The 26,616-nt window shown below is 62.5% G+C and carries 19 protein-coding genes and 1 pseudogene; 12 read left to right on the top strand and 8 right to left on the bottom strand.

What is annotated here, in order from left to right; translation table 11 throughout:
- Window positions 1–196 precede the first annotated feature (196 nt).
- On the bottom strand, window positions 197–856 hold the full coding sequence (locus BLR71_RS06435; protein WP_092524269.1) for a phosphoribosyltransferase: 660 nt from the start codon (window positions 854–856) through the stop codon (window positions 197–199).
- 173 nt (window positions 857–1,029) lie between these two features.
- Here BLR71_RS06435 and apbC point away from each other — a divergent pair, with 173 nt between their 5' ends.
- Window positions 1,030–1,851: an iron-sulfur cluster carrier protein ApbC gene (gene apbC, locus BLR71_RS06430; protein ID WP_281241755.1), complete on the top strand. Its 822-nt coding sequence runs from the start codon at window positions 1,030–1,032 to the stop codon at window positions 1,849–1,851.
- Between the two features lie 141 nt (window positions 1,852–1,992).
- Window positions 1,993–2,559, top strand: coding sequence for a dCTP deaminase (dcd, locus tag BLR71_RS06425; RefSeq protein WP_092524265.1), 567 nt, complete (start codon window positions 1,993–1,995; stop codon window positions 2,557–2,559).
- Window positions 2,560–2,660: 101 nt separating this feature from the next.
- Here dcd and BLR71_RS06420 read toward each other — a convergent pair whose 3' ends face one another.
- Complete coding sequence (locus BLR71_RS06420) at window positions 2,661–3,656, bottom strand: LysR family transcriptional regulator (protein WP_092524263.1); 996 nt, start codon at window positions 3,654–3,656, stop codon at window positions 2,661–2,663.
- 235 nt (window positions 3,657–3,891) lie between these two features.
- On the opposite strand from BLR71_RS06420, the gene BLR71_RS06415 reads away from it, so the two are divergent.
- Entirely contained in the window at window positions 3,892–5,307 is a 1,416-nt protein-coding gene (locus BLR71_RS06415) for an acetyl-CoA carboxylase biotin carboxylase subunit (RefSeq protein WP_092524261.1), read from the top strand.
- A gap of 10 nt (window positions 5,308–5,317) precedes the next feature.
- Window positions 5,318–7,150 carry a sodium-extruding oxaloacetate decarboxylase subunit alpha gene (gene oadA, locus BLR71_RS06410; RefSeq protein WP_092524259.1) on the top strand — a complete coding sequence of 611 codons (1,833 nt, stop codon included), beginning with the start codon at window positions 5,318–5,320 and terminating at the stop codon, window positions 7,148–7,150.
- A 128-nt stretch (window positions 7,151–7,278) separates the two neighbouring features.
- On the opposite strand, the gene BLR71_RS06405 is transcribed toward oadA, so the two are convergent.
- On the bottom strand, window positions 7,279–8,463 hold the full coding sequence (locus BLR71_RS06405) for an ammonium transporter (RefSeq protein WP_092524257.1): 1,185 nt from the start codon (window positions 8,461–8,463) through the stop codon (window positions 7,279–7,281).
- A gap of 477 nt (window positions 8,464–8,940) precedes the next feature.
- Between BLR71_RS06405 and BLR71_RS06400 the strand changes: the two are divergent.
- Window positions 8,941–11,374: pseudogene (locus tag BLR71_RS06400) on the top strand (DUF3141 domain-containing protein).
- Between the two features lie 98 nt (window positions 11,375–11,472).
- Here BLR71_RS06400 and BLR71_RS06395 read toward each other — a convergent pair.
- Together BLR71_RS06395 and pyk are read right to left on the bottom strand one after the other, a co-directional pair.
- The gene (locus BLR71_RS06395; RefSeq protein ID WP_092524255.1) at window positions 11,473–11,952 is read right to left on the bottom strand and encodes a methylglyoxal synthase; all 480 of its coding nucleotides are present in this window, start codon (window positions 11,950–11,952) and stop codon (window positions 11,473–11,475) included.
- A 116-nt stretch (window positions 11,953–12,068) separates the two neighbouring features.
- A complete protein-coding gene (gene pyk, locus BLR71_RS06390) occupies window positions 12,069–13,526 on the bottom strand; it encodes a pyruvate kinase (protein WP_092524253.1) in 1,458 nt (485 codons plus the stop codon).
- A 407-nt stretch (window positions 13,527–13,933) separates the two neighbouring features.
- On the opposite strand from pyk, the gene topA reads away from it, so the two are divergent.
- The 4 genes from topA (at window position 13,934) to BLR71_RS06370 (ending at window position 17,944) form a co-directional block, all read left to right on the top strand.
- Window positions 13,934–16,576 carry a type I DNA topoisomerase gene (gene topA / locus BLR71_RS06385; RefSeq protein WP_092524251.1) on the top strand — a complete coding sequence of 881 codons (2,643 nt, stop codon included), beginning with the start codon at window positions 13,934–13,936 and terminating at the stop codon, window positions 16,574–16,576.
- Window positions 16,573–17,034, top strand: coding sequence for a DUF6586 family protein (locus BLR71_RS06380; protein ID WP_092524249.1), 462 nt, complete (start codon window positions 16,573–16,575; stop codon window positions 17,032–17,034). The genes topA and BLR71_RS06380 overlap by 4 nt, the downstream gene beginning before the upstream one ends.
- Window positions 17,035–17,178: 144 nt before the next feature.
- On the top strand, window positions 17,179–17,415 hold the full coding sequence (locus BLR71_RS06375; RefSeq protein WP_092524247.1) for a hypothetical protein: 237 nt from the start codon (window positions 17,179–17,181) through the stop codon (window positions 17,413–17,415).
- A gap of 16 nt (window positions 17,416–17,431) precedes the next feature.
- A complete protein-coding gene (locus BLR71_RS06370; RefSeq protein ID WP_092524245.1) occupies window positions 17,432–17,944 on the top strand; it encodes an NYN domain-containing protein in 513 nt (170 codons plus the stop codon).
- Window positions 17,945–17,986: 42 nt separating this feature from the next.
- On the opposite strand, the gene BLR71_RS06365 is transcribed toward BLR71_RS06370, so the two are convergent.
- The gene (locus tag BLR71_RS06365; RefSeq protein WP_245696360.1) at window positions 17,987–18,487 is read right to left on the bottom strand and encodes a potassium channel family protein; all 501 of its coding nucleotides are present in this window, start codon (window positions 18,485–18,487) and stop codon (window positions 17,987–17,989) included.
- A gap of 211 nt (window positions 18,488–18,698) precedes the next feature.
- On the opposite strand from BLR71_RS06365, the gene BLR71_RS06360 reads away from it, so the two are divergent.
- The 3 genes from BLR71_RS06360 to BLR71_RS06350 all read left to right on the top strand — a co-directional run bounded on the left by BLR71_RS06360 (window position 18,699) and on the right by BLR71_RS06350 (window position 21,498).
- On the top strand, window positions 18,699–20,414 hold the full coding sequence (locus BLR71_RS06360; protein ID WP_092524243.1) for a putative bifunctional diguanylate cyclase/phosphodiesterase: 1,716 nt from the start codon (window positions 18,699–18,701) through the stop codon (window positions 20,412–20,414).
- Window positions 20,415–20,451: 37 nt separating this feature from the next.
- Entirely contained in the window at window positions 20,452–21,030 is a 579-nt protein-coding gene (locus BLR71_RS06355; protein ID WP_092524241.1) for a L,D-transpeptidase family protein, read from the top strand.
- A 198-nt stretch (window positions 21,031–21,228) separates the two neighbouring features.
- Window positions 21,229–21,498, top strand: coding sequence for an Lpp/OprI family alanine-zipper lipoprotein (locus tag BLR71_RS06350; RefSeq protein ID WP_092524239.1), 270 nt, complete (start codon window positions 21,229–21,231; stop codon window positions 21,496–21,498).
- A gap of 228 nt (window positions 21,499–21,726) precedes the next feature.
- On the opposite strand, the gene BLR71_RS06345 is transcribed toward BLR71_RS06350, so the two are convergent.
- Complete coding sequence (locus BLR71_RS06345; RefSeq protein WP_245696359.1) at window positions 21,727–22,866, bottom strand: L,D-transpeptidase family protein; 1,140 nt, start codon at window positions 22,864–22,866, stop codon at window positions 21,727–21,729.
- Between the two features lie 40 nt (window positions 22,867–22,906).
- Window positions 22,907–26,353, bottom strand: coding sequence for a transcription-repair coupling factor (gene mfd / locus BLR71_RS06340; protein WP_092524459.1), 3,447 nt, complete (start codon window positions 26,351–26,353; stop codon window positions 22,907–22,909).
- Window positions 26,354–26,616 lie beyond the last annotated feature (263 nt).

The following is a 26,616-nucleotide window of genomic DNA, read 5'->3' as shown; positions in this document are numbered from 1 at the left end:
GCTCGAGGGGGCCGTGTCGTATCCAGGGATCGTATCTAGGGGGCGTATTTAAGCTAGGGTGATTCCCTGCCATGGAACGGCTCTATGGGCTTGCGCAGTGTTGCCAGATGCCGTGGTACCCGGCTCGAGTCGTAGCGGCTGACGGTGGAGGCTTGTCGCGCTCTAGCTCGCAGGGTATGCGGAATAGGGGAGGTGGCTAGCCGTCTCTGGCGGCAGGGGGCGATGTCTGCCTTGCCAGTAGTGCAATCACCTCTTCATCACTGGTCTGCCCGAAGGTCTGGTACCACTGGCCCACGGCCATAAAGTCGCGCGGCGTGTGCAGGCAGACGACCCGGTCGGCGAGTCTGGCGATCTCGGCTAGGCTGTCGGCGGCCGCCACCGGCACCGCCACCACCAGCTCAGCAGGTACCTCTTTCCTCAGGGCCTCTACGGCAGCCTGCATGGTCGCCCCGGTGGCCAAGCCGTCATCGACGACGATCACGCTGCGTCCGGTGATGCGAAGTGGCGGCCGGTGACCCCGGTAGGCCAGCTCGCGTCGTTTCAGCTCGCGGGTCTCGTCGGCAATGATGGCGTTGAGCCGCTCCTGGCGGATGCCGAGGCGCGCTATTAGATCGTGATTGAGGATGCAGATGCCGTTGCTGGCAATGGCGCCCATGGCGAGCTCCGGATGCCAGGGTACGCCCAGCTTGCGTACTACCAGTACATCTAGCTCGCCGCCCAGCGTCTGGGCGATCTCGAACGCTACCGGCACGCCGCCGCGGGGCAGTCCCAGCACCAGAGGTGCTGGGGGCCTGAGGTCATCTTTCAGCGCGGCGGCAAGCTGGCGCCCGGCATCCTGGCGGTCTCGAAAGTACATGGCGGCACCCTCCTGAAGGGTCTCTATCAGCGTAGGCTAGAAACTTGGCACGACCAGCGCCCCGGCCACGCAACGCGATGCCCATCGGCGCGAAAAGTTGACTAGTCCGCTTGGGATTGGCCGGGGCACGCGGGTTATACTCGACTCATGGCGGCATGCGATGCCGACGGTCAATGACACAGGAGAAGGTCGTAATGGAGGGTGTAAAGCATATCGTCGCCGTGGCGTCGGGCAAGGGTGGCGTTGGCAAGTCCACTGTGACCGCCAACCTGGCCTTGGCCATGGCGGCCGAGGGCTATCGCGTCGGCCTGTTGGATGCCGATATCTATGGTCCCAGCCAGGCGCAGATGCTCGGCATCGGTGAGGGCGTGCGCCCGCATCAGGTGGGCGACAATCAGTTCGCCCCGCTTCAAGCGCACGGCATCCAGGCGATGTCGATGGCCTTTCTGGTCGATATCACCGAGCCGATGGTATGGCGCGGCCCGATGGTGGCCGGTGCCTTCCAGCAGATGCTCAACCAGACTGCCTGGGACGATCTCGACTATCTGTTCATCGACATGCCGCCGGGTACCGGTGACATCCAGCTGACGCTGGCCCAGAAGGTCGAGGTCGATGGAGCGGTGATCGTTACTACGCCGCAGGACATCGCGCTGCTGGACGCGCGCAAGGGCATCGAGATGTTCCGCAAGGTCAATGTGCCGGTGCTGGGCATCGTCGAAAACATGAGCCTGCATGTCTGCTCGCAGTGTGGCCATCAGGAGCCGATTTTCGGCACCGGCGGCGGCGAGCGCATTGCCTCGCAGTACGAGACGACCCTGCTGGGCCAACTGCCGTTGAGCCTCGGCATTCGCGAGCAGGCGGATGGCGGCAAGCCTACCGTGGTGGCCGAGCCCGGGGGTGAGGTGGCGCAAACCTTCCGCAAGGTGGCGCGGGCCGTGGTCGAGGGCGTTACCGCCCAGCAAGCCGAAGGGCCGAACATTTCCTTCGGCGACTAGGCTCCCGCAGGCCAGGAATGCCATCGAGCAACCTGGCCATCAGGGCTTGCTGCAGCCAAGTCTTTTGGAACGCCGTCAGGGCCGTTATGATAGCGGCCCTGTTTTTTGCCTTTATCTTAGACGTACCTCAAGGAATCCCCGATGAGCATCAAGTCCGATAACTGGATCCGTCGCATGGCCGCCAGTGACGCCATGATCGAACCGTTCATGGAGGATCAGGTGCGTTACGTCAACGAGCAGCGGGTGATCTCCTACGGCACGTCAAGCTACGGCTATGACGTTCGCTGCTCCGACGAGTTCAAGGTCTTCACCAACATTCATTCGGCGGTCGTCGACCCCAAAGCCTTCGATGAGAAGAGCTTCGTTGACGTCAAAGGCGATGTCTGTGTGATCCCGCCCAACTCCTTTGCCCTGGCCCGCACCGTCGAGTACTTCCGCATTCCGCGCAATGTGCTGACCATTTGCCTTGGCAAGTCGACCTATGCCCGCTGCGGCATTATCGTCAACGTCACCCCCCTGGAGCCGGAATGGGAAGGGCACGTGACGCTCGAGTTCTCCAACACCACCAATTTGCCCGCCAAGATCTATGCCAACGAGGGTGTGGCGCAGATGCTGTTCCTGGAGTCCGATGAGGTCTGCGAGACCTCTTACAAGGACCGTGGCGGCAAGTACATGGGGCAGCGTGGCGTTACCCTGCCGCGTACCTGATGCGTATTTGATGCGTACTTAAGACAAGGCCACGGGTGGGATGGTGGCAAAGCAAAGCCGGGCTCTTGCAGCCCGGCTTTTTGGTCTCTGCCATCGGCAGGTTAGAGCTGCTGGCTATCCACCGCCGGCAGGCAGACCACGCCGTGGCCCGGCATGGGTTCGAGCGGTCCACTGAAGTGACGGTTGAGCTCGGGAAGCAGCTCCCGCACGCAGCGCAGGAAGAGTTCGGTTACCGGTGAGGGCGGCCGGTCCTTGGGGTAGACGGTGCACCAGGAGCGCTTGAGCGGGAAGCCGGGCAGCTTGGGCGACGCCAGCAGGCCAGAGGCGATTTCCAACTGCACGGCCAGTCGCGGCAATACCGCAACGCCCAGATGCGCCATGATGCCCTGTTTGATCGCCTCGTTGGTGCCAAGCTCGATGGTATGCGGCAGCGACACCCGCTCCCTGGCGGCAAACTCTTCGAAGGCGGTCCTGGTCCCGGAGCCCGGTTCGCGCATCAGCACGTAGTGGCGCGCAAAATCCTCGAGGCTCGGCTTGTCGGCCGTCAGCAGCGGATGGCCCGGCCAGACGACCGGGATCATCTCGTTGTCCAGTATCGGCATGAAGGCCAGTTGAGCATCCTGGGGCACCATGCCCATGATCACCAGGTCGTCACGCCGTTCGGCCAGGCGCTCGAGAGCCTGGCTGCGGTTGCAGACCCGCAGGCGAATGGTGACTTCCGGATAGCGGGCGCGGAACCGGGCCAGAATATGAGGGACCACGTACTGGGCGGTGGATACCGCCGCCAGGTTGAGCTCGCCGCGAATGGTGCCGGCGATCTCGGAGAGCTCCATCTGGAGGCTCGACACCTGGCCGAAGATCGAGGTCACGGAGGCGGCCAGCGCATCGGCGGCTGGCAGAACGTGCAGGGTCTTGCCGGCATACTTGAACAGCGGTTGCTCCAGCGCCTGCTCGAGCTGTCGGATCTGGGCGCTCACCGCGGGTTGGGTGAGGCCTAGCTGCTCGGCGGCCCGGGAGTAAGACTGCTGGCGATGCACGGCCTGAAAGACCTGCAACTGACGAAATGTCAGGCGATTGAGCAGACTGGGTCGAGTCATCGGCATTCCCGCAAAGGTCTAGCTATAAGGTATAGCTTATAGGTTGGCAAAAAAATATCAATTTTTCTATTGGTTCGACACCCGGTAGCGTGAAAAGCGTGCTGCGCGAGGGTAGTGGGATACCCGTGAGCCGCTGGAAGAGCAACGGCAAGGGGCAAATGTCGACCTTCCGGGGACTCTCGAGTGTTTCGCAGGCTCGCTCAGGACGCAACCCGTAACCCTGGAGGTTCGACTCGTGTTCCAGAAACTATTGATTGCTAACCGCGGCGAGATCGCCGTGCGCATCGAGCGGGCCTGTGCCGAACTGGGCATTCGCTCGGTGGCGATTTACACCGAGCCCGACCGCTTTGCCCTGCATGTCAAGCGGGCCGACGAGGCTTACCAGGTCGGCGATGATCCCCTCGAGGGCTACCTTGACCCCAGGCGCCTGGTCGATCTTGCCCGCGAAACCGGCTGCGATGCCATCCATCCCGGCTATGGATTTCTTTCCGAGAACGCTGACTTTGCTCACATTTGCGAGCAAGCCGGTATCGCCTTTGTCGGACCGAGTGCCGAGGTCATCGCCCGCATGGGCGACAAGACCGCCGCTCGCAGCGCCATGCGCGATGCCGGCGTGCCGGTGACCCCTGGCTCAGAAGGTAACCTGGCCGACTGTGCCGCTGCCCTCGAGGAGGCCGGTCGCATCGGCTATCCGGTCATGCTCAAGGCGACCTCCGGCGGCGGCGGGCGAGGCATTCGCCGCTGCGATAGCCCGGACCAGCTCGAGCAGGCCTGGGAGCGTGTGGTATCCGAGGCCACCAAGGCCTTCGGCTCCGCCGATGTGTTCCTCGAGAAGTGCGTGGTCGACCCGCATCATATCGAAGTGCAGATCCTCGCCGACAAGCACGGCAGCGTGATTCATCTCTTCGAGCGTGACTGCTCCATTCAGCGGCGTAACCAGAAGCTGATCGAGATTGCCCCCAGCCCCCAGTTGACGCCTGAGCAGCGGGCCTATGTCGGCGAGTTGGGCGTGCGCGCGGCCAAGGCCGTGGGCTATGAAAACGCCGGTACCGTGGAGTTCCTGGTCAAGGGCAACGAGATCTACTTCATGGAGATGAATACTCGGGTCCAGGTCGAGCACACCATTACCGAAGCCATCACCGGGGTCGATATCGTCCGTGAGCAGCTGCGTATTGCCAGCGGCCACAAGCTGTCGTTTCGCCAGGAAGACATTCATTACCACGGCTTCGCGATCCAGTTTCGTATCAATGCCGAAGACCCCAAGAACGATTTTCTGCCCTCATTCGGGCGGATCACCCGCTACTACGCGCCGGGTGGTCCCGGGGTGCGTACCGATACCGCCATCTATACCGGCTACCAGATCCCCCCTTATTTCGACTCGCTGTGCCTCAAGCTGGTGGTCTGGGGGTTGAGCTGGGAAGAGACCCTCGACCGAGGCATTCGAGCGCTCAACGATATGCGTCTGCAGGGCGTCAAGACCACGGCGCCTTACTACGAGGAAATCCTGCGTCACGCGGATTTTCGTCGCGGCCATTTCGATACCGGTTTCGTGCCGGCCCATCCCGAGCTCTTGCAGTATTCGGTCAAGCGCAACCCCGAGGAGGCGGCCCTGGTGATCGCCGCCGCCATTGCCGCCCACGCCGGCCTCTAAGGAGAACCCCATGACAACGACAACGACTTCCTCTGCCGCCGATGCCGTCAACATCACCGATGTGGTGCTACGTGATGGCCATCAGTCCTTGATCGCTACTCGCCTGCGCACCGAAGACATGCTGCCGGTATGTCCTGCGCTTGACGCCATCGGTTTCCACTCTCTGGAAGTCTGGGGTGGGGCGACCTTCGATGCCTGCGTGCGCTTTCTCAAGGAAGACCCTTGGCAGCGGCTGGTGCAGCTCAAGGAAGCGCTGCCCAACACCCCCTTGCAGATGCTGCTCAGGGGCCAGAACCTGCTCGGCTACCGTCACTATGCCGATGACGTGGTGGAAAGCTTCGTCGCCAAGTCCGCGGATAACGGCATCGACATCTTTCGGGTCTTCGATGCCCTCAATGACCTGCGCAACCTGGAAACCGCCATGCGAGCGGTCAAGGCCAGTGGCAAGCATGCTCAGGGCACGCTCTGCTATACGGTCAGCCCGGTCCACACCCTGGAGCGTTACGTCGCGGACGCTCGTCGCCTGGTCGAGATGGGAGCCGACTCTATCGCCATCAAGGACATGGCCGGTCTGCTGACCCCCTACGCCACCCAGGAGCTGGTCGCGGCGCTGGTGGCGGCGGTCGAGGTGCCGGTGCATCTTCATGCCCACGCCACCTCTGGGCTGTCGTCCCAGTGCCACCTCAAGGCCGTTGAGGCCGGCTGTCGGCATATCGATACCTGTAATTCGGCCTTTGCCGGTGGCACCAGCCATCCGTCCACCGAGGCCATGGTGGCCGCCTTCAAGGACACGTCCTTCGATACCGGCCTCGACCTGGAAGCCATCAAGGCAGTCGGCGACCAGCTGCGCGAGGTGCGCAAGAAGTACGCCGGCTTCGAGAGCGAGTTCACCCGCGAAGACGTGGGGGTTCAGATCAACCAGGTGCCCGGAGGCATGATGTCGAACCTGGCTAATCAGCTGAAAGAGCAGAACGCCCTGTCGCAAATCCGCGAGGTGTTCGCCGAGATTCCCCGGGTGCGCGCCGATCTGGGCTATCCGCCGCTGGTGACTCCGACCTCACAGATCGTCGGCACTCAGGCAGTGATGAACGTACTGACCGGCAGTCGCTACAAGTCGATCACCAACGAGGTCAAACGCTATCTGCTGGGCGGCTATGGTCAGCCCCCGGCAGCGGTGGACGAGGGGCTCAGGAAGCGGGCGATCGGCAACCAGCAGGTCGAGGAAGGGCGTCCGGCCGATCAACTGGACCCGGAGATGATGCGCCTTGCTGCCGATATCGGTGAGCTCGCCGAGAGCCAGGAAGACGTCCTGACCTATGCCATGTTCCCGGACCTGGGGCGCGACTTTCTCCAGGGGCGTCGCGACGGCACCCTGGTGCCCGAGCCGATGCCGGCAGCGGTGGCGGGCGATGCCCAGCGGCCTGTCACCGAGGCCACGCCGACGGAGTTCGTCATCGACGTGCACGGGGAGTCCTACGAGGTGCAGATCACCGGTGTAGGTAGCGATGCCGGCGGCAAGCGCCAGGTCTATCTGACGCTGGATGGCATGCCGGAATCCGTGGTCTTCGAAGCCCGCGACAGCTATGACGCTGGCGCCGGGGGGAATGGCGGCCGTGCTCGTGCGACCGGCAAGGGCCATGTGACCACCGCCATGCCGGGCAATATCGTCGAGGTGCTGGTGGCCGTTGGCGACAGCGTAGAAGCCGGCCAGCCAGTGCTGATCAGCGAAGCCATGAAGATGGAGACCGAGGTCCACGCCCGCCAGGCCGGCAGCGTGGTGGCCATCCACGTCGCCAAGGGCGATCGCGTGACGCCGGGAGAAGTGCTGATCGAGATCGAGTGATACCGACTCCCCGGCGAGCCCAGCGGCGCCGGGGATACAGGAGAATCGGTATCGGAAAATCGGTGTCGGAGAGCCGGCAACGAAAGACGCTCGCGGCCGAGATGCCCGCGAGCGCCTGTTTGCGCTGCCTAGTCCCGCGGGCTGGCGCTGATCTTGTGGATCGCCAGGTCGGCACCCATGAATTCATCCTCTTCGCTTAGGCGTATACCCACCGCCGCCTTGATGCCGCCGTAAATCATCAGGCCCGAGGCAACGGCCAGTCCTACCCCCAGCAGTGTGCCAATCACCTGAGCCGCCAGGCTCACTCCGCCGATGCCGCCCAGTGCGGCCTGTCCGAAGATGCCCGCCGCAATGGCGCCCCAGGCCCCGCAGACGCCATGCAGCGGCCAGACGCCGAGCACGTCATCGATCTTCCAGCGATTCTGGGTCAGGGTGAACATCACCACGAAGAGACCACCGCCGATCGCGCCGGTGGCCAGCGCCCCCAGCGGATGCATCAGGTCGGAGCCGGCGCACACCGCGACCAGGCCGGCCAGCGGGCCATTATGGATGAAGCCCGGGTCGTTTTTCCCCAGCAGCATGGCCGCCAGGATGCCGCCGACCATGGCCATCAGCGAATTGACCGCCACCAGGCCGCTGATGCCGTCCAGGGTCTGGGCGGACATCACATTGAAGCCGAACCAGCCGACCGTGAGCGTCCAGGCCCCGAGGGCCAGGAAGGGAATGCTGGAGGGCGGATGGGCGGCCACGGCGCCCTTGCGCGGATAGCGGCCGCGGCGCGCGCCAAGCAGCAGCACCGCCATCAAGGCGACCCAGCCGCCGAAGCCATGCACGACCATCGAACCGGCGAAATCATGGAAGCCATGCCCGAAGGTGGTGGCCAGCCAGGCCTGCAGGCCCAGGTTGCCGTTCCAAACGATACCCTCGAAAAAGGGATAGGCCAGCGCCACCAATAGCAGCGTGGCGGTAAATTGCGGATAGAAACGCGCCCGCTCGGCAATACCGCCGGAGATGATGGCTGGAATGGCGGCGGCAAAGGTCAACAGGAAGAAGAACTTGACTAGTTCGTAGCCGTTGTCGACGGCAAGCGCGCTGGCGTCATCGAAGAAGCCGGTCCCGTAGGCCACCGCGTAGCCCACGGTGAAGTAGGCGAGCGTCGAGGCCGCGAAGTCGGTAATGATCTTGACCAGGGCATTGACCTGGTTCTTGCTGCGAACGGTGCCCACTTCGAGAAAGGCGAAGCCTGCGTGCATGGCGAGAACCATGCAGGCACCCAGCAACAGAAAGAGAACGTCGGCACTGGAAGGTGTCATGGCGTACCCGAATTAGCGTGTGGAAGGTGATGGCCGAACCACCTTGGTGCGGTAATCGGCCGGCATTGGCGGGCGATGGCCCAGCACGACGGGCTGGTGAGCCCGTTAGGTGCATCGCCATGATCCATGCACTATTTATGCCGGCTTGCTTAGGCGAATAAAAACAATTGGTTGGGATGATTTTTCAGTCTTACGCCGTTTTCTGATGCTTTATTTGTGTGCATTGATCCAGGTGGCGAGGCTTTTTGGTGCATTTCATTGGCGTGTGGCGCAGGGCTTATCACCATTGCTTTACATACACAGCATTAGCCCCCTTGGCGGCGAGCGTGCAACGCCGCTGGGCACCTGATGCGTGCTTGGTTGCTGGCGCCTAACTGCCAGCAGTCAGTGACAGCTGGCAGGTTTTCGCGCTAATCTATTTTGCATCGCAGCATGGCCTTGAACGGCCTGCATCCCAACGACTATCGGGAGAACCGTATGCTTGCTGCCTATAACGCCCTGACAAACACGGCTTTATCTATTTTCGATCCGCTGGGGTTTGGGCGAAGTGCCATGGATTACTGGCGCGATACCGTCGAGCGTCAGGTGCTGTTTCTGGATGTCATGCGTGAGCGGGGCAACCAGTATCTCGAGCACATGGAGCAGACCAAGCCCAATGTGCTGGGGTTCGAGTCGGAATTGATCATGGACGGTCGCGATCTACCGCGGCCGGTGAACTACGAGCTGATGCGCATCCTGCCGCCGGCCGGGGTCGAGATCGATCCGGATATGCGGCCCTTCGTGGTCGTCGACCCACGCGCTGGTCATGGCCCGGGCATCGGTGGCTTCAAGCCGGACAGCGAGCTGGGCGTCGCCCTGCGCGCCGGGCACCCCTGCTATTTCATCGGTTTCTTGCCGTTCCCGGTGCCGGGGCAAACGGTCGAGGACGTGGTGGATGCTGAGATCGCCTTTCTATGGGAAGTGATCGCGCGCCATGATCACGTGACCGAGAAGCCGATGGTGGTCGGCAACTGTCAGGCCGGCTGGCAGATCATGATGGCCGCCGCCCTGGAGCCCGATTGCTTTGGCCCAATCCTGATCGCCGGTGCACCGCTTTCCTACTGGGCCGGTGAGCGGGGCAAGGCGCCCATGCGCTATGCCGGCGGCATGAACGGGGGCAGTTGGTCGACGGCGCTAGCCGGTGATCTGGGGGCCGGGCTCTTCGATGGCGCCCTGCTGGTACAGAACTTCGAGAAGCTCAATCCGGCCAACACTCTCTGGACCAAGCAGTATCGTCTGTACGCCAACATCGACAGCGAAGCCGAGCGCTACCTGCAGTTCGAGCGCTGGTGGGGTGGGCACGTGGTGCTGGGGGCCGAGGAAATCCAGTATATCGTCGATAACCTCTTCATCGGCAACCGACTGAGCAATGCACGTTTGACCACTCGCGATGGCCGGCGTATTGACCTTCGTAACGTGCGTTCGCCGATCGTGGTGTTCTGCTCGAAGGGCGATGACATCACGCCTCCGCCTCAGGCGCTGGGCTGGATCAGCGACCTTTACGGAGATTCTGACGATATCATTGCCAATGGCCAGACCATCGTCTATTGCCAGCATGACACCACCGGTCATCTGGGGATCTTCGTCTCGGGCAGCGTGTCGCGCAAGGAGCATGCCGAGTTCACCGCCAACATGGACTATATCGATGTGCTGCCGCCGGGGCTCTACGAGACCACGGTCACGGAAACCGCCTCGAGCGGTGCCGCCGAGGCAGTGCATGTCGACGGGGATTATCTGCTCGAGTTCAGCAAGCGCGGCATCGAAGACATCAACGCCATCGTCAAGCCGCATGCCGAAGACGAGCGCCGCTTCGCGACCGTGGCGCGGGTTTCCGAGATCAACCTGGGGATCTATCAGATGCTAGTCCAGCCCTGGCTGCGGGCGGTGATGACGCCGTCGGCGGCGCGCTGGATTCGGCGTATGCACCCGATACGCCTGGGCTACAAGCTGTTCTCCGACCGCAACCCCTTGATGGTGCCGATCCCGGTACTATCTGAGCGCATCAAGGCCGATCGTCACCAGGTGGGTGCCGATAATCCCTTTCGGCAGATGGAATTTACGCTGTCCGATCAGGTCGAGGCGTCCCTGGAGGCCTATCAGCAGGTGCGCGACCAGTCGACTGAGCGTGTGTTTCAGGAAGTCTACGGTCAGCGCTGGTTGCAAACCATGGTCGGGCTGGGCGTGGACGGCGAGCCGGTGCGGCGGCGTCCGGGCATCGAGCCCGAGCATCAGCGTTTCGTCGCCAGCCGCAAGGCAGAGCTTAAGGAGCGCGTCGATCATGGGGGGGGCCGATGCCGCGGTGATGCGCTCGATGATCTATGTTCTGGGCGGCGCTCCCGTCACCGACGAGCGTAACTTCAAGCGCTTGCGGGCAAGCCGCGAAGAGCTTCATCCGCATCTCAAGATCGCTGACTTCAAGGCCTTCGTGCGTGAGCAGTTCTTCATTCTCAAGCTCGATCGTCGTAAGGCGTTGGAGGCGTTGCCGACGATGTTGGAAGGCGCCACGAATGAGCAAATCGACGCTCATCTAGCGCATATCGAGCATGTGCTGATGGCCAGTGGCACACCCGGCGAGCGGGCGGCACAGCGCCTTGAAACGATACGTGCCTACTTCGACCGAGCGCGGCCGCCGCAACCGTCCCCGGCAAAGGCTACCCCTGGCGCCGCCAAGCCGGCTGTCAGCGAGCCCGCGGCGCTCGATCAGAAGAGTGAGAACGAAAAGGCTGATCCGCAGGCCAAGGCCGCGACGCCTGCTAAAGCCGAACAGCAGGCTAGCGCCACGTCTCAGGACCAGCCAGCGTCGAAAACCACCTCGAAAACCACTACTACGAAAGCCAGCACGAAAACCACCAAGGATGCAGAGAAGCCCTAGCTGCAACTTGAGCATCGGCAAGAAAAAGCGCCGCCCCATGGGGCGGCGCTTTACGTTGGTGGCGATCCTGGTCGGTCGCGTTTGCGATACGCGAGCGGCTAGTTATCGACTCGGGCCGACACCCAGCCTCCAGCATCCGGGATGCCGATGTCGAAGGCTTCACCCACGTAGGGTGAGCTAATCAGAAAGTCAGCACTGGCAGCGTTGCAGGCGACCGGGATGTTCCAGAGTGCCGCCAAGCGAAGCAGGGCCTTGACGTCCGGGTCATGGGGCATCGGCGCGAAGGGGTCCCAGAAGAAGATCAGCAAATCCAGGCCCTGTTCGGTGATGCGGGCGCCGATCTGTTGGTCGCCCCCCAGCGGGCCGCTCATCAGGCCTTCGACCTCGAGCCCCAGCTCTTTCGACACCCTCTTGGCGGTGGTGCCTGTGCCCACCAGTTGGTGGTCAGCCAGGGTGTCCTGCCAGCGCCGCGCCCAGACGAGCAGCTCATCCTTCTTGCCGTCGTGGGCGATCAGGGCGATACGCTTGCGTCGCGGCAGTGTGCGGGTCGTCTGCTGTCCAGGGCGTTGCTCGCTCATGGGTGCCTTTCCTCTGTTGGCCATGCTTTCTTGGCCGTTCTCTTGATCGCTCTCTTGACCGTTCAGTTACCGTTCCGGCCGGTCGCTCTTGTGGGGCTATAGACGAGTGTCGGCGGTTACTGGACTTCCAGGATCTGCATGGTGTTGGTGCCACCGTGAGCGTTCATATGTTCGCCGCGAGTCAGGATGGCATAGTCACCGCTCTTGGCGATGCCGCGATCGGTCAATTCCTTGATCGCCGCCGTATTCAGCTCGCTGGGGCTCATACCGTCCGAATTGAAGTAGAGCGACACCACACCGCGATAGAGGGCCATTCGGCGCTGGGCGATGGGGCTGTGCGCAAAGCCGATGATCGGCAGCCCCGAACGGATGCGCGACGCGATCAGCGGGGTATAGCCGGTGGCGGTCATGCAGGCGATAGCGGCGACGCCCTTGAGGTGGTTGGCGGCATACATTGCCGACAGGGCCACGGTCTCGTCGGTCTTGCTGAAGCCTTCGTGGATGCGGTGTCCGGACTCCTGGGCGCTGCGTTCGCGCTCTGCGCCGAGGCACAGGCGGTTCATCGCTTCGATGGTCTCGACCGGGTAGTCGCCGGCGGCGGTTTCTGCCGAGAGCATCACCGCATCGGTGCCGTCGAGCACGGCGTTGGCCACGTCGAAGACTTCGGCGCGGGTCGGCAGCGGGGCGGCGATCATCGACTCCATCATCTGGGTGGCGGTGATCACGGCGCGGTTGAGGCTGCGCGCGCGCTTGATCATGCGCTTCTGTACGCCGATCAGCTGCGCATCGCCGATCTCGACGCCCAGGTCGCCACGGGCCACCATGACGGCTTCGGAGGCCAGGATGATGCCGTCCAGGGTTTCGTCATCGGCAACGGCTTCGGCGCGCTCTACCTTGGCGACCAGGCCGATTTCCTTGCCGGCCTCGCCCAGCAGCTCGCGGGCCTCCAGCATATCGGCGGCAGAGCGCGGGAAGGAGACTGCCAGATAATCTACGCCGATATCGATGGCGGTCTTGAGGTCGGCCTTGTCCTTGTCGGTCAGGGCAGCGGCAGAAAGACCGCCTCCTTGCTTGTTGATGCCCTTGTTGTTCGAGAGCTTGCCGCCCACGACCACCTTGGTGTGCACCTCGGGGGCGCTGACTTTTTCCACTTCGAGTACCAGGCGGCCATCGTCGAGCAGCAGCATGTCGCCGGCGGCCACGTCCTCGGCAAGCGACTTGTAGTCGCAGCCCACGCGCTCGGCATTGCCTGCGTTGCTGTCCATGGAGACGTCCAGCACGAAGGGCTGGCCTTCTTCCAGGTTGACGGCGCCGTCGGCAAAGCGGGCGATGCGGATCTTCGGGCCTTGCAGGTCGCCAAGGGCGGCAACGCTCTTGCCGAGTCGGTTGGCGATCTCGCGGACACGGCCCAGGCGCTGGCGATGATCATCGGCCGAACCGTGGGAGAAGTTCAGTCGTACGACGTCGACACCGGCAGCGATCATCTCCTCGAGCACGCCCTCGCGGTCGCTGGCAGGGCCCAGCGTGGCGACGATCTTGGTGCGGCGGATGGGGCCGTTAAGGGCATTCGACATGCGTCTCTCCTGACGAGTTAGCTTGGCTTACAGTGCTCAGTGGCGACCGTGAAGCGGGGCTGGATACGAGTGGCAAACTGCCATGTAGTGATTTTACTACATCATAGTACACCACGCTCCCGGCTGGCTGAAAAGCCTGGTGGGCAGGTCGGCATCGCCAGGCTGTCCAAACCGGTTTTGTATAGTCTATCTCTAAAAGATGACAGCTCGAATGGCCTCGATAATGGCGGTTGAAACCTTGCCGAGGCCCTGGAGCGGGGTCTAGGGTCAGATAGTGTGTCAGCTTGATGACTGGCGCCGCACCAAGCGCTGGGGTAGGGTAGGCGCATTTTAAGCCGCTAATAGATGTCGGCATACGGATATTGCCTCAGGGCTTAGGGCCCAGGCTGACACTACTTTGGAGTACTATGGGCAAGTCACTGGTCATCGTCGAGTCGCCGGCCAAGGCGAAGACGATCAACAAGTATCTCGGCAACGATTTCATCGTGAAGTCGAGCGTGGGTCATATTCGCGACCTGCCGACCAGCGGCTCGGGTAAGGCATCCAGCGATCCCAAGGAGCGCGCCCGTCAGGCGGCGGCGACTCGCAAGATGTCTCCGGACGAGAAGGCGGTCTACAAGAAGCGCAAGGCCTGGGATCAGTTGATCCGGCGGATGGGTATCGATCCCGAGCATGACTGGGAGGCGAATTACGAAATTCTTCCCGGCAAGGAAAAGGTGGTCGCCGAGCTCAAGAAGCATGCCGAAAAGGCCGATGCCGTCTATCTCGCCACCGACTTGGACCGCGAAGGGGAAGCCATCGCCTGGCACCTGCAGGAAACCATCGGTGGTGATGCCGGGCGCTACAAGCGGGTGGTCTTCAACGAGATCACCAAGAACGCCATCCAGGAAGCCTTCCAGGACCCGGGCCAGCTCAACATCCCGCGGGTCGAGGCGCAGCAGGCGCGGCGTTTCCTCGACCGGGTGGTGGGCTTCATGCTCTCGCCACTTCTATGGAGCAAGGTCGCTCGCGGCCTGTCCGCTGGTCGTGTCCAGTCGGTGGCGGTTCGCCTGATCGTCGAGCGCGAGCGCGAAATTCGTGCCTTCGTCCCCGAAGAGTTCTGGGACGTGCATGCCGACCTCATGGCCTCTGGCGCGAAAGACGCTGGCGAGCCCATTCGCTTCGAGCTGGTGCGTCAGGATGGCAAGGCATTTCGTCCTACCAGCGAAGCCGAGACCATGGAGCGCATCGCCGCGCTCAGAAAGTCCTCGCTTGCCATCACCGGTCGCGAAGACAAGCCGACTCGCTCCAAGCCCAATGCGCCCTTCATCACCTCGACGCTGCAGCAGGCCGCCAGCGGTCGGCTGGGCTTCTCGGTGAAGAAGACCATGACCATGGCGCAGCGCCTCTATGAGGCGGGCTACATCACCTACATGCGTACCGACTCGACCAACCTGTCGAAGGATGCGATCGAGGCAGTGCGTGGCCATATCGAAGAGGAGTTTGGCGCCCGTTACCTGCCGGAGTCGCCCAATCGCTATTCGAGCAAGGAAGGGGCTCAGGAAGCCCACGAGGCCATTCGCCCCTCCAACGTGGCCTACAAGGCGACCGATCTGGTGGGCATGGAGCGTGACGCCGAGCGCCTCTATGAGCTGATCTGGCGCCAGTTCGTGGCCTGTCAGATGACGCCTGCTGAATACCTGTCGAGCACCTTGACGGTCGAAGCCGATGGCTATGAGCTCAGGGCCAAGGGGCGAGTCCTCAAGTTCGACGGTTATACCCGCGTCATGAAGCCCGCCGGCAAGAAGGAAGAGGATCAGTCGCTTCCCGATCTAGCCGAGGGGGCGCCGATGCACCTCGAGAAGCTCGACCCGCAGCAGCACTTCACCAAGCCGCCCGCGCGTTTCACCGAGGCTAGCCTGGTCAAGGAGTTGGAGAAGCGGGGCATCGGCCGCCCGTCGACTTATGCCGCCATCATCTCGACCATTCAGGATCGCGGCTACGTCAAGCTCGAGAGCCGGCGCTTCTACGCCGAGAAGCTCGGCGACATCGTCACCGAGCGGCTCAGCGAGTCCTTCCCGGACCTGATGGATTTCTCCTTCACGGCGCGCATGGAAGACAACCTGGATGAGGTCGCCGAAGGCGAGCGCAACTGGCGCGAGCTGCTCAACGCCTTCTACGCCGAGTTCCGCAAGGAGCTCGAGGTGGCCGAGAGCGAGGAGGGCATGCGGCCCAATCAGCCGGTGCCCACCGATATCGACTGCCCGACCTGCGGGCGCAAGATGCAGATTCGCACCGCCTCGACCGGTGTGTTCCTGGGTTGCTCGGGCTACAACCTGCCGCCCAAGGAGCGCTGCAAGACCACCATCGACCTGATTCCGGGCGACGAGGCCGTGGCCGCCGATGCCGGCGAGGAAGCCGAAACCGACGCGCTGCGTGCCAAGCATCGCTGCGATATCTGTGGCACGGCCATGGATAGCTACCTGATCGACGAGACACGCAAGCTGCATATCTGCGGCAACAGCCCAGATTGTGGCGGCTATGAGGTCGAGCAGGGCCACTTCAAGATCAAGGGCTACGAAGGCCCGGTCATCGAGTGCGACAAGTGCGGCGCCGAGATGCAGCTCAAGAGCGGCCGATTCGGCAAGTACTTCGGCTGCACCAACGACGACTGCAAGAACACCCGCAAGCTGCTCAAGAGCGGTGAAGTGGCGCCGCCCAAGATGGACCCAATCCCCATGCCGGAGCTGGCCTGTCAAAAGGTCGAGGACCATTATGTGCTGCGCGACGGCGCCAGTGGGCTCTTCCTGGCCGCCAGCCAGTTTCCCAAGAATCGCGAGACGCGTCCGCCGCTGGTGCGTGAACTCAAGGCCCATGCCGAGGAGCTGCCCGAGAAGTACCACTTCCTGCTCAAGGCGCCCAGCGAGGATCCGGACGGTCGCCCGACCCAGATTCGCTTCTCGCGCAAGACCAAGTCGCAGTTCGTGATGACCGACGAGGACGGCAAGGCCACCGGCTGGAAGGCCACCTTCGATGCGGGCAAATGGCAGGTCGAGGACAAGCGTAAATGACCCCGAGTGGCCGCACCAATCAGCTTCTTTACCAGGCCGAGCTACTATTGGCGGTGCCGGCGGGAGACGACGAGCACGCCGTGTCGCGCCGCATGGCCAGTGAGGAGGGCGCGCTTGCCCTGCTGGAGCTGGCCTTGAATTCGGCGCTGCGTGAGCTGACCGAACATGCCCGGCTTGCCCGCCACGACTGGCGGGAGTTGCTGGTGAGCGATGCCCGGCCCGTGGCCGAGCTTACCCAGTTGGCCGAGCTTGCGGCCCAACCGGATAGCTGGCTTGCCTGGCTGCTGGGCCGCCTCGAGGCGCTGCACGGCGTGGATGGTGCCGCGCAGCGCGAGCAGGCAAACCTGATGACTATCGCGGTGGCCGGGCATCGCCCCCTAGGCGATAAGCTCTCTGGGTGTGTCGTCGAGTTCAAGGCCGAGTTGGGCCGGCTGCGGGAAACCAGCGTCGAGTGGTAGCGGCTTTCAGTGCATCAGCGGGTGAGACGGAATCTCAGATGACGTCTCGGCCCCTATGATGGTAATCTAGGCCCATCGACAACGACCATGGATGATCGCCGTGGTCGTTTTTTATTGCCCCATTAGCTGGAGGGTCCATCCAGAATGTCCGATACCGCTGTTCTGGAAATCGTCGAACTCAACGACGGTGAGATCGTGCTGCGCCACGCCGAGGGCGAAGGCGAGCCGCTGCTGCGCATCAACTTTTCCGAGGAAGCCGGCGAGCTGCTGCGTCAGAGCCGTTTCGAAGTCGCGCGCGAGATGATCGACCATGCCATCACTCGCAGCAAACTATGGCAGGAAGAAAGCGAAGAGCTGGAAGTCCCCGCCACGATGCACTGAAGAATGAGGGCCGCCAATGGCCGCATCGTCAGGCGACGCGCCTCGCGTCGCCGTTTTTGTAGACGTGCAAAACGTCTACTACACCACTCGCCAGGCCTTCGGGCGCCACTTCGACTATCACGCCTTCTGGGCGCGTCTCACCGCGCTTGGCGAAGTGGTGATCGCCAATGCCTATGCGGTTGACCGTGGCGATGCCCGGCAGCGTCAGTTTCAGGGCATCCTGCGCAACATCGGCTTCGACGTGAAGCTCAAGCCCTTCATTCAGCGCCGGGATGGCTCCGCCAAGGGCGATTGGGACGTGGGTATCGCGCTCGACGCCATCGAGGCGGCCGCCGACGTCGATCATGTCGTGCTGGTATCCGGTGACGGCGACTTCGATCTGCTGGTCAGTCGCATGCGGGCGCGTCACGGCGTCCGTGTCGATGTCTACGGCGTGCCTGCCCTGACGGCGGATGCGCTGATTCAGGCCGCCTCGCGCTTCGTGGCGATCGATAGCGATCTGCTGTTGGGCTCCCCGGCAGCGAACTGAGCGGGCTAGCAGGCTGCCGCCATGGGCATGGGCTGGCGGGCGCTAATCGGGGTGGTTGGTGCGCCAGTGCTTCTGCATTTCCAGAAAGGTCAGTGATGCCGACCAGGTAATCAGCACGAAGCCGGTCAGCGCCTCTGTGCCCATGACGAAACGAATGGGGCCTGTGGGGACCATGTCGCCATAGCCCAGGGTGGTGAAATTGGTCGCTGAGAGATAGACGAAGTCCAGAAACCCCGGGGCGGTGATGCCGATGACGTCACCGGTGCTGGAGATCTCCAGCAGTAGGCTCATGGTGGCGGCGAACGCCCAGATCTCGGCAATGTGTGCCAATAGAAGGCCGAAGATCAGCGTCAGGAAGCGCTGGCGCTGCGAGCGGGTGGAGCGCTCCATCCGACGACTCAGTGCCATCGAGACTTCGTAGTGCAGCAGCACGCACAACACGACGGTCAGCAGGGTCGCCAACACCACCATTAGGTGTCCAGGATCAAGCAATGCATCCAGCAAGGTGAGCTCCATTTCATCTTCGAGCCAGGTGCTCGGCACATTCCATAGTCTATCCCCTCCATAGTCTAACCCTCCATAGCCTATACTCTGAGTGCTTTCGGCACGACCACCAGTTCGACCGTGCTGGCGTTGCGACGTCCCGCGATTCAAGTTCAGCTAAGGAACGGTCGATACCCAGTATTACCCTTTCATCTTCGGTGGCCAGTCGTCGCCTGGTGGGGGCTGTTCCGGGCCAAAAGAGCGACAAGGAATGTCTCAATCATTACTGCCCCATCAGGCGATTCGTCCAGCCAATATCCATAAGCAATGGCTCAAGTTGTCGGCAACGGCACAGCATGCTTCGCGGCTGATTGTCTTGGCGGTATTGATGGTCTTGGGGTGGCTGGTTGTCTATTTCACGGGGGGCACGGCCTACGCGTATCCGTATCTAATGCTGGTCCCGGTGATCCTGGCCGCTGCCTGGTATCGGCTCGCAGGCGCCCTGTTGAGTGCCTGTTTAGTCGGCCTGCTGATGGCGTTGATGCCATTGAATGTCGCCACTGGCGAACTTCAGACGCCCGCGAACTGGCTGGTTCGCCTGGGGCTCTACTCCTTGTTGGGTGCAGTGGCGGGTGGTTTGTTTGAGCGCCTGCACGCGGCCAAGAGGGATTCTCTACAAGCGTCTTACATCGACTTGCGCTCTGGGTTGCCCAATTATCTAGCCCTTGAAGAGGACTTGAGCAAAGGGCTGCAAAAAAGCTCGGGCCAGGCTCTAGGGTTGATGGTGGTGAGGATCACCGACATCGTCGAACTGCTGGAGACGTTGGGTGCCGATGCGTCCGATGAGCTGGTGTCGGCCATCAGCCAGCGCCTGGATCGTGTGGTCGATGGCCACAGCTGTATCTATCGGTTCAACGGTCCTGAGTTGATGGTGCTGCTCGACAGTGCCGACCACCAGATACTCGAGCGGATAGCGCACGACGTGTTGGTGGCGGGCGAAGAAAACCTGGTGATTCAGCAGATGCCAATGCGGGCGCAGTTAATACTCGGCTATACGCTGTCGACGCCCGACACCCAGGATGCGCGGCAGCTGATCCATGAAGCACGGGTGGCCATGTTCGAGGCCTCCAGCCAGCAGCGTAGCTGCAGCGCCTATGTGCCAGCCTATCGCAGGCGCACCAAGCAGGCGATATGGCTGATCTCCCAGGTACGCCACGGCCTGGAAAACCATCAGTTCGAACTTCACTTTCAGCCCAAGATATCTCTGGCTGACAATAGCGTCTGCGGCTGCGAGGGGCTGATTCGCTGGCGGCAGCAGGATGGGCAGCTGATCTATCCCGGTCACTTCATGCCCAAGGTCGAGAAAACCACCTTGATCACGCCGGTCACGCGCTTTGTCGCCGAGCAGGCCCTGAAGATGGCGGCTCAGGTGCCTGGCGGCGTCAGCATCAATGTATCGGCGCGAAACCTGCTCGATAACGACTTTATCGAAATGCTGAGGGCGTTGATCGCGCAGGAAGCGGTGCCTGCCTGGCGGCTGGAGGTTGAGATCACCGAGAGCGCCCTGATGGCCGATATCAAGGATGGCAGCAAGGCGCTCCGTGCCATCCGTGACCTAGGCCTGGGCGTTAGTATCGATGACTTCGGCACCGGCTTTTCTTCCTTCCAGTATCTGCGCCACCTGCCATTGAGCGGTATCAAGCTCGACCGTGTGTTTGTCATGGACCTAGAGACCGACGCCCATGCGCGCAAGCTCTTGGGCTGCATGATCGATATGGGCCATGCCCTGGGGTTGATGGTGACGGCCGAAGGCGTGGAAACGCGCGGACAGCACGATATTCTTGTGCAGCTGGGGTGCGATCAGGCTCAGGGATTTCTGTATTCACCGGCACTGGCTATTGGCGATTACGAGCGCTGGTGTGACGATTTCATGCACACCCAGCGGTCGGCATTGTCATTGGCGGTGGAATCCGGTAGAACGCTCTGATTCCGGTTCTTCAGCCATCCGTATCACGAGCTACCCTATGCCCCGATTGATTTTCCTCCTTGCCCTGATGCTGATGCCGCTCAGCACTGCCTTGGGGGCCGCGCAGAGCCAAGTATTCATAAACCCTGGGCCGCATGAACTTTGGCTTCTGATTGACCAATCCACGTCGAGTCTACGCATCTACCGCGGCGAGCAGATGCTCGAGAGCTTCGCTCCGGTGTCGGTGGGGCGGGGCGGCGTGAAGCGACTCCGCCACCAGGGGGACAGCTCGACCCCGTTAGGCGTGTTCCACATCAACCGCGTCAAGCTTGACAGTGATTTCCACATTTTCCTGGGCATTGACTTTCCCACCGCAGCGCATGCCCGTGAAGCATGGGAAGCCGGTATGATGTCGGCGCGTGAATATGGTGACTTCATGAGCGATCTTCGCCGAACGGGTGAGCCCCCGCAGGATACGGTGCTGGGCGGTTATATCGGAATCCATGGTCTTGGCGAGGCGGATCCCGAGATTCATCGTCGTTTCAACTGGACTCAGGGCTGTGTGGCGGTCACCAATGCGCAAATTGATCAGCTTGCCGACATGGTGACGATTGGCACGCGCGTAGTGATCCGCTAATCTTCATGTCGGACGTCGCTCTTCTTCTGTATAGACAACAAGTTGTGTCTATAATGAGATAGCGATTGACCTAACGGCTCTGGCTTGCCAAAGTCGACCTGTCGCGGCAGAACCCTGCATCGAAACAGAATCGATCAGGGGCCTGGGTCACCTCAGGTATGCCCGATCGAACCAAGGAAGACCCTCAAGGAGAACACCATGTCGAAGTCCATCACTAACACCCTGAAGCTGACCGCCGCTGCTGCCTCTCTGGCCGTGCTGGCTGGTTGTGCCTCTACCGGTGCTCTGGAAGAAGTACGTACGACTGCGCAGGAAGCCAAGGCGGACGCCGCTCAGGCCAACAGCACTGCTAACCGTGCACTGAACACTGCTAACCAAGCCCAGCGCGACGCCCAGGCTGCCATGCAAATGGCCCAGGAAAACCGTCAGGCTATGGACCGCATGTTCGAACGCAACATGCGCAAGTAAGCAGTTGCTGAATGGAGCCGCTTAGGCGGCTCCGTTCGCTACGCAAAGGCCCTGCCATTTGGCAGGGCCTTTGTCGTTTATGGGCGCCAGACAGGCGCTCACCCCAAACGCGAGGGGAGCTGACGCGGTATCGACGCATAAAAAAGGCCTCGCACCAGGCGAGGCCTCACGTCTTGTCTGATACGTCTTTGGGGCAAGGCCGTCATTCGGCGGCCTTGCCCGGTAGCATTAACTCTGCTCGAGCAGAGCCTGTGCCGCTTGCACATCCACGCTCGTCTCGGCTGCAATCAGCTCCAGGCGGTCGTAGAGCGTCTTGCGCTGACGCTCATGCTCGGGAGGTGCCGAGTACTCCAGCGCCACCGGCAGGCCGCCGGGCACTTCGACCACATCGCGCAGGCGGGCATAGTCCACAAGATAGTCGAGCCCTTCCACGGCCTCGTCTACCTGGGCCAGCGCATTGGTGATGCGCTCGACAGTGGTGCCATCGTCTTCATCCAGGTACGGGTAGGCCTGAACGTAAAGGGTGCCATTGGACCAGCCCAGCTTGAAGGGCTCATTGATCAGGCGGACCTTGGTGCCGACGTTGACCTTGTCGAATAGCGCCTCGACGTCTTCCGGCAGCATGCGAATGCAGCCATGGGTGACGCGCATGCCAATGCCGTCCGGCCGGTTAGTGCCGTGAATCAGATAGCCCGGGATATTGAGGCGCATCTTGCGCGAGCCCAGCGGGTTATCAGGGCCAGGAGGTACCACGTTTGGCAGGTGACCGCGGCCGTCCTCGGCATGCTCCTTGATGATCGACTGCGGCGGATACCAGGCCGGGTTCTTGATCATCTGGGTAATCGAGGTGGTCCCCAGCGGGGTCTTCCAATCCATGCGCCCCACGCTAACCGGATAGGTTTCCACATGAGGCGTTTCGCCGTCCTTGGGCTTGGGGAAGAAGTAGATGCGCATTTCGGCCACATTCACCACGATGTCTTCCCGGGGCCCGGGCGGCAAAATGAAGCGTGAAGGGATGACCAGCTCGGTACCTTCCCCGGGATACCAGACGTTGACGTCCGGGTTGGCGCGGCGCATTTCTTCATAACCGATGCCATGTTCCCGGCCGATGTCGAGCAGGGTGTCCGACTTCTTGGCGATAACCGTGCTGGTCTCACCGACGATGTCGCCTTCTTCAGGCAGCGGATAGTGCCCCTGGGGCCATTCGGTTTCGCTGGCGGTGTCGTCGCTGCTAGCGGCCTCGTTGGCGCCTTGGGCGTCAACCGCCAGCAGCGTCAGCGGTAGCGCCAGTAGCAAACCGGCCATGGTCAGCCGCCAGCGGGCCGGTCGCTCGGATCCGGCGGCGCCGGCGGGGTGTGATCTTGCCATCGTTACGTTGCTCATCATGATTTCGGCCGGGCAGGAGTGCCTAGGCCGCCTCAGTCTTGCGGTTGAGTCGTTCGAGCAGGCCTTCCACCGCTTGGAAGCGTGCCTCCTCATTGGCCATGTCGGCCTCGAAGCGCAGGGTGTCGGCGCCGTCGAGGCGGTAGTGGACGGGATCCTTCTGGATCAGCGTGACCAGGGTCATCGGGTCGACCGCGGTACCTGAGCCAAAGACGACCCGCCCACGTTGTTCGCCGGCTTCGAGCCGGGTGATGCCGAGCTGCTCTGCGCGATGACGTAACCGCGTCTGGCGCAGTAGGGTCTTGAGCGGTGCCGGCAGCAAGCCGAAGCGATCGATCAGCTCTACCTGAAGCTCCTTGAGCTCGGCGGCGCTTTCGGCGCTGGCGATGCGTTTATACATCACCAGGCGCTGCTGCACATCATGCAGGTAGTCATCAGGGATCAGCGCCGGCAGGTTGAGCTTGATCTCCACGCCGTCGTCCAGCGGCGCCTCGATATTGGGCGTCTTGCCGGCGCGAATGGCCTTCACGGCGCGGTCCAGCATCTGCATGTACAGGCTGTAGCCAATCGTCTCGATCTGGCCGCTCTGCTCGTCGCCAAGCAGTTCGCCCGCACCGCGGATCTCCATGTCATGACTGGCCAGCGTAAAGCCAGCGCCAAGATCCTCTGCCTCGCTGATCGCCTCCAGTCGCTTGATGGCATCCTTGGTCATATTACGCGGCGGCGGGGTCAGCAGGTAGGCATAGGCCTGGTGATGGCTGCGCCCGACGCGGCCGCGTAGCTGATGCAGCTGCGCCAGGCCGAACTTGTCGGCCCGTTCGATGACGATGGTGTTGGCGCTGGGGACGTCGATACCGGTCTCGATGATCGTCGAGCACACCAGCACGTTGAAGCGCTTGTGGTAGAAATCCGACATCACCCGCTCGAGGCTGCGTTCGGGCAGCTGGCCGTGGGCGACGCCAACCCGCGCCTCGGGCACCAGTTCGCGGACCTGTTCTGCGGTGGTCTCGATGGTCTTGACCTCGTTGTGCAGCACATAGACCTGACCGCCACGCAGGGTCTCGCGCAGGATGGCTTCCTTGATCACCGGCTCGTTGCGCTGCTGGACGAAGGTCTTCACCGACAGGCGCTTGGCCGGCGGTGTGGCGATGATCGATAGATCGCGCATTCCGCTCATGGCCATATTGAGTGTCCTCGGGATCGGCGTGGCGGTGAGCGTCAGGATGTCGACCTCCGCGCGCAGGCTCTTGAGGCGCTCCTTCTGGGAGACCCCGAAGCGATGCTCCTCGTCGATCACCAGCAGGCCCATCTTAGGCAGCTTCATGCTCTTGGACAGCAGCTTGTGCGTTCCGATCACGATATCGGCGCGTCCTTCCTGAATGCGCTCCAGGGTCTTGTCCTGGCTCTTGCCGCCGGTAAAGCGAGAGATCAGTTCGATCTGCACTGCGGTGTCGGCGAAGCGGTCGCGGAAGTTATCGTAGTGCTGCTGGGCGAGCAGGGTAGTGGGCACCAGGACCACCACCTGGCGCCCCGCATTGACGGCCAGGAAGGCGGCGCGCATGGCGACTTCGGTCTTGCCGAAGCCGACGTCGCCGCAGACTACCCGATCCATGGGGCGCGGGGCGGTCATATCGCCGATCACCGCCTCGATGGCGGCGCGCTGATCCGGAGTTTCCTCGAACGGGAAGCTGGCGGCAAAGCGGGCATACTCGGCTTCCGGCAGGTCGCAGGCGAAGCCTTCCCGCGCCTCACGACGCGCATAGACGTCGAGCAGTTCCGCCGCGGTGTCGCGAACCTTTTCGGCGGCTTTCTTTCTGGCCTTTTCCCACTGATCGGAGCCCAGCTTGTGCAGCGGGGCCAGTTCATCGCTGGCGCCTGCGTAGCGTGAGATCAGGTGCAGACTGTCGACCGGCACATAGAGGCGGGCGCCATCGGCGTATTCGAGCGCCACGAACTCGGCGGCCTGGCCACCGGCCTCGATCGTCTCCAGGCCCAGGTAGCGACCGACCCCATGCGCGTGGTGAACCACCGGCGAGCCCGGGTGCAGTTCAGAGAGATGGCGGATGGCCAGCTCGCTGTCGTCGGTGGCCTTTTCGCGGCGACGACTCTGGCGTACCACCTCGCCGTAGAGCTCGGTCTCGGTGATGACCGCAATCCCCGGCTCATCGATGGCGAGGCCCGCATCCAGGGCGCCTTCGGTGATGGCTAGGTGATGGTCGCTGGCCAGGAAGTCTTCCCAGCCGTCGACATGGGGCAGCTGAAGCCCTAGCGGGGCGAGGGTCTCTTCCAGCGCCTCGCGACGGCCGCGGGACTCGGCAACGAATAGCAGCCGCGTTTGCGCATTGGCTTTCAGGTAGCGCGACAGGGCGGCCAGCGGCTGCTGGGCGCGCGCATTGACGGCCACCGAAGGCGCCGGCGAGGTGTTGCTGAGCCATGCGTGCGGGTGTTCTGCGTTGACCAGCTGCACGCGAGGCGACTGCTTGATGGCGGCGAAGACCTCGGGCACCTGCACGAAGGCCTTGTGCGGCGGCAGTAGCGGGCGCGTGGGGTCGACCCCCAGATTCTCGTAGCGGCTTTCGATCGACGCCCAGTGATGCTCGGCGGCCTCGAAGACATCGGGCAGCAGGGCCAACCGCGCGCCCTCTACCATATGATCGAAGAGGGTGGCGGTCTCCTCGAAGAACAGCGGCAGGTACTGTTCCAAGCCGGGGGAGGGGATCGCCTTGAGGGCATCGTTATACAGCGGGCACTGACGCGGGTCGACGTCGAACAGCGTCTCGAAGCCTTCGCGGAAACAGGCAATGGCCGAGCGGGTCAGCGGGTACTCGTGGGCCGGCAGCAGCTCGACGGATTCGACCTTGTCTTCGCTACGCTGGGTGTCCGGGTCGAAGTGGCGCAGGGTGTCGAGTTCATTGTCGAACAGATCCAGACGCAGCGGCGCATCGCTGCCCATCGGGAATAAATCGATCAGTGCGCCGCGCAGGGCATACTCGCCAGGCTCATAGACGGTTTCTACCGCGCGATAGCCGGCCCTGGAAAGGGTGTCCCGAAACTTCTCGCGGTCGATTGTCATGCCGACCTCGAGCGTTAGCACCTGGCCGGCGATGTAGCCGGTGGGCGGCAGGCGCTGCATCAGGGTATTGATCGGCACGATCACGATGCCTTCGCTGGCCTGCTGCAGGCTCCTGAGTGTGCGAAGGCGTGACGAGACGATGTCCTGATGGGGAGAGAAGCTGTCGTAGGGCAGGGTCTCCCAATCGGGGAAGGGCATCACCGGCACCTTGGCGAAGAAGCGCAGGTCGTCTTCCAAGCGCTGGGCGCTGGCGGTGTCGGCGGTGATGATCATCAAGGGCGCATCATCGGCCAGCCGCGCCAGGGCAAGCGTTGAGGCGCTGCCTTGCGGGGCCTGCCAATAGAGCGTATCGCGCACTCCTTGTGGGCGAGGCGGGTCGAGCGGTGAAAAATGCGGCATGGTGTCGTCTTGATGGCAACCGGGAAGCGGAATGGGTGAAGGCGCGTGGAACGCCGCCATTAGGCGCTCCACTCTAGCGGGCCAGGCGCCTCTTCGGAAGGGGAAGCGTTGCCCCGCCGATTTCCAGTTTGTAGTCAAGTCGCCGTTTCTGTAATTAGCTTACAGCGCCTGCGACCATCCAGTAATTGCCGTCAATGCCGCCGATTCGGATAATGCCTCCAACTTTGATGTCGATACGTCTTTCGTATCGCCTTCCTACCCAT

Source organism: Onishia taeanensis (assembly GCF_900100755.1).
Lineage (GTDB): Bacteria > Pseudomonadota > Gammaproteobacteria > Pseudomonadales > Halomonadaceae > Onishia > Onishia taeanensis.
The sequence above is the reverse complement of the archived record's forward strand: the minus strand, read 5'-3'. Positions and strand labels throughout refer to the sequence as shown.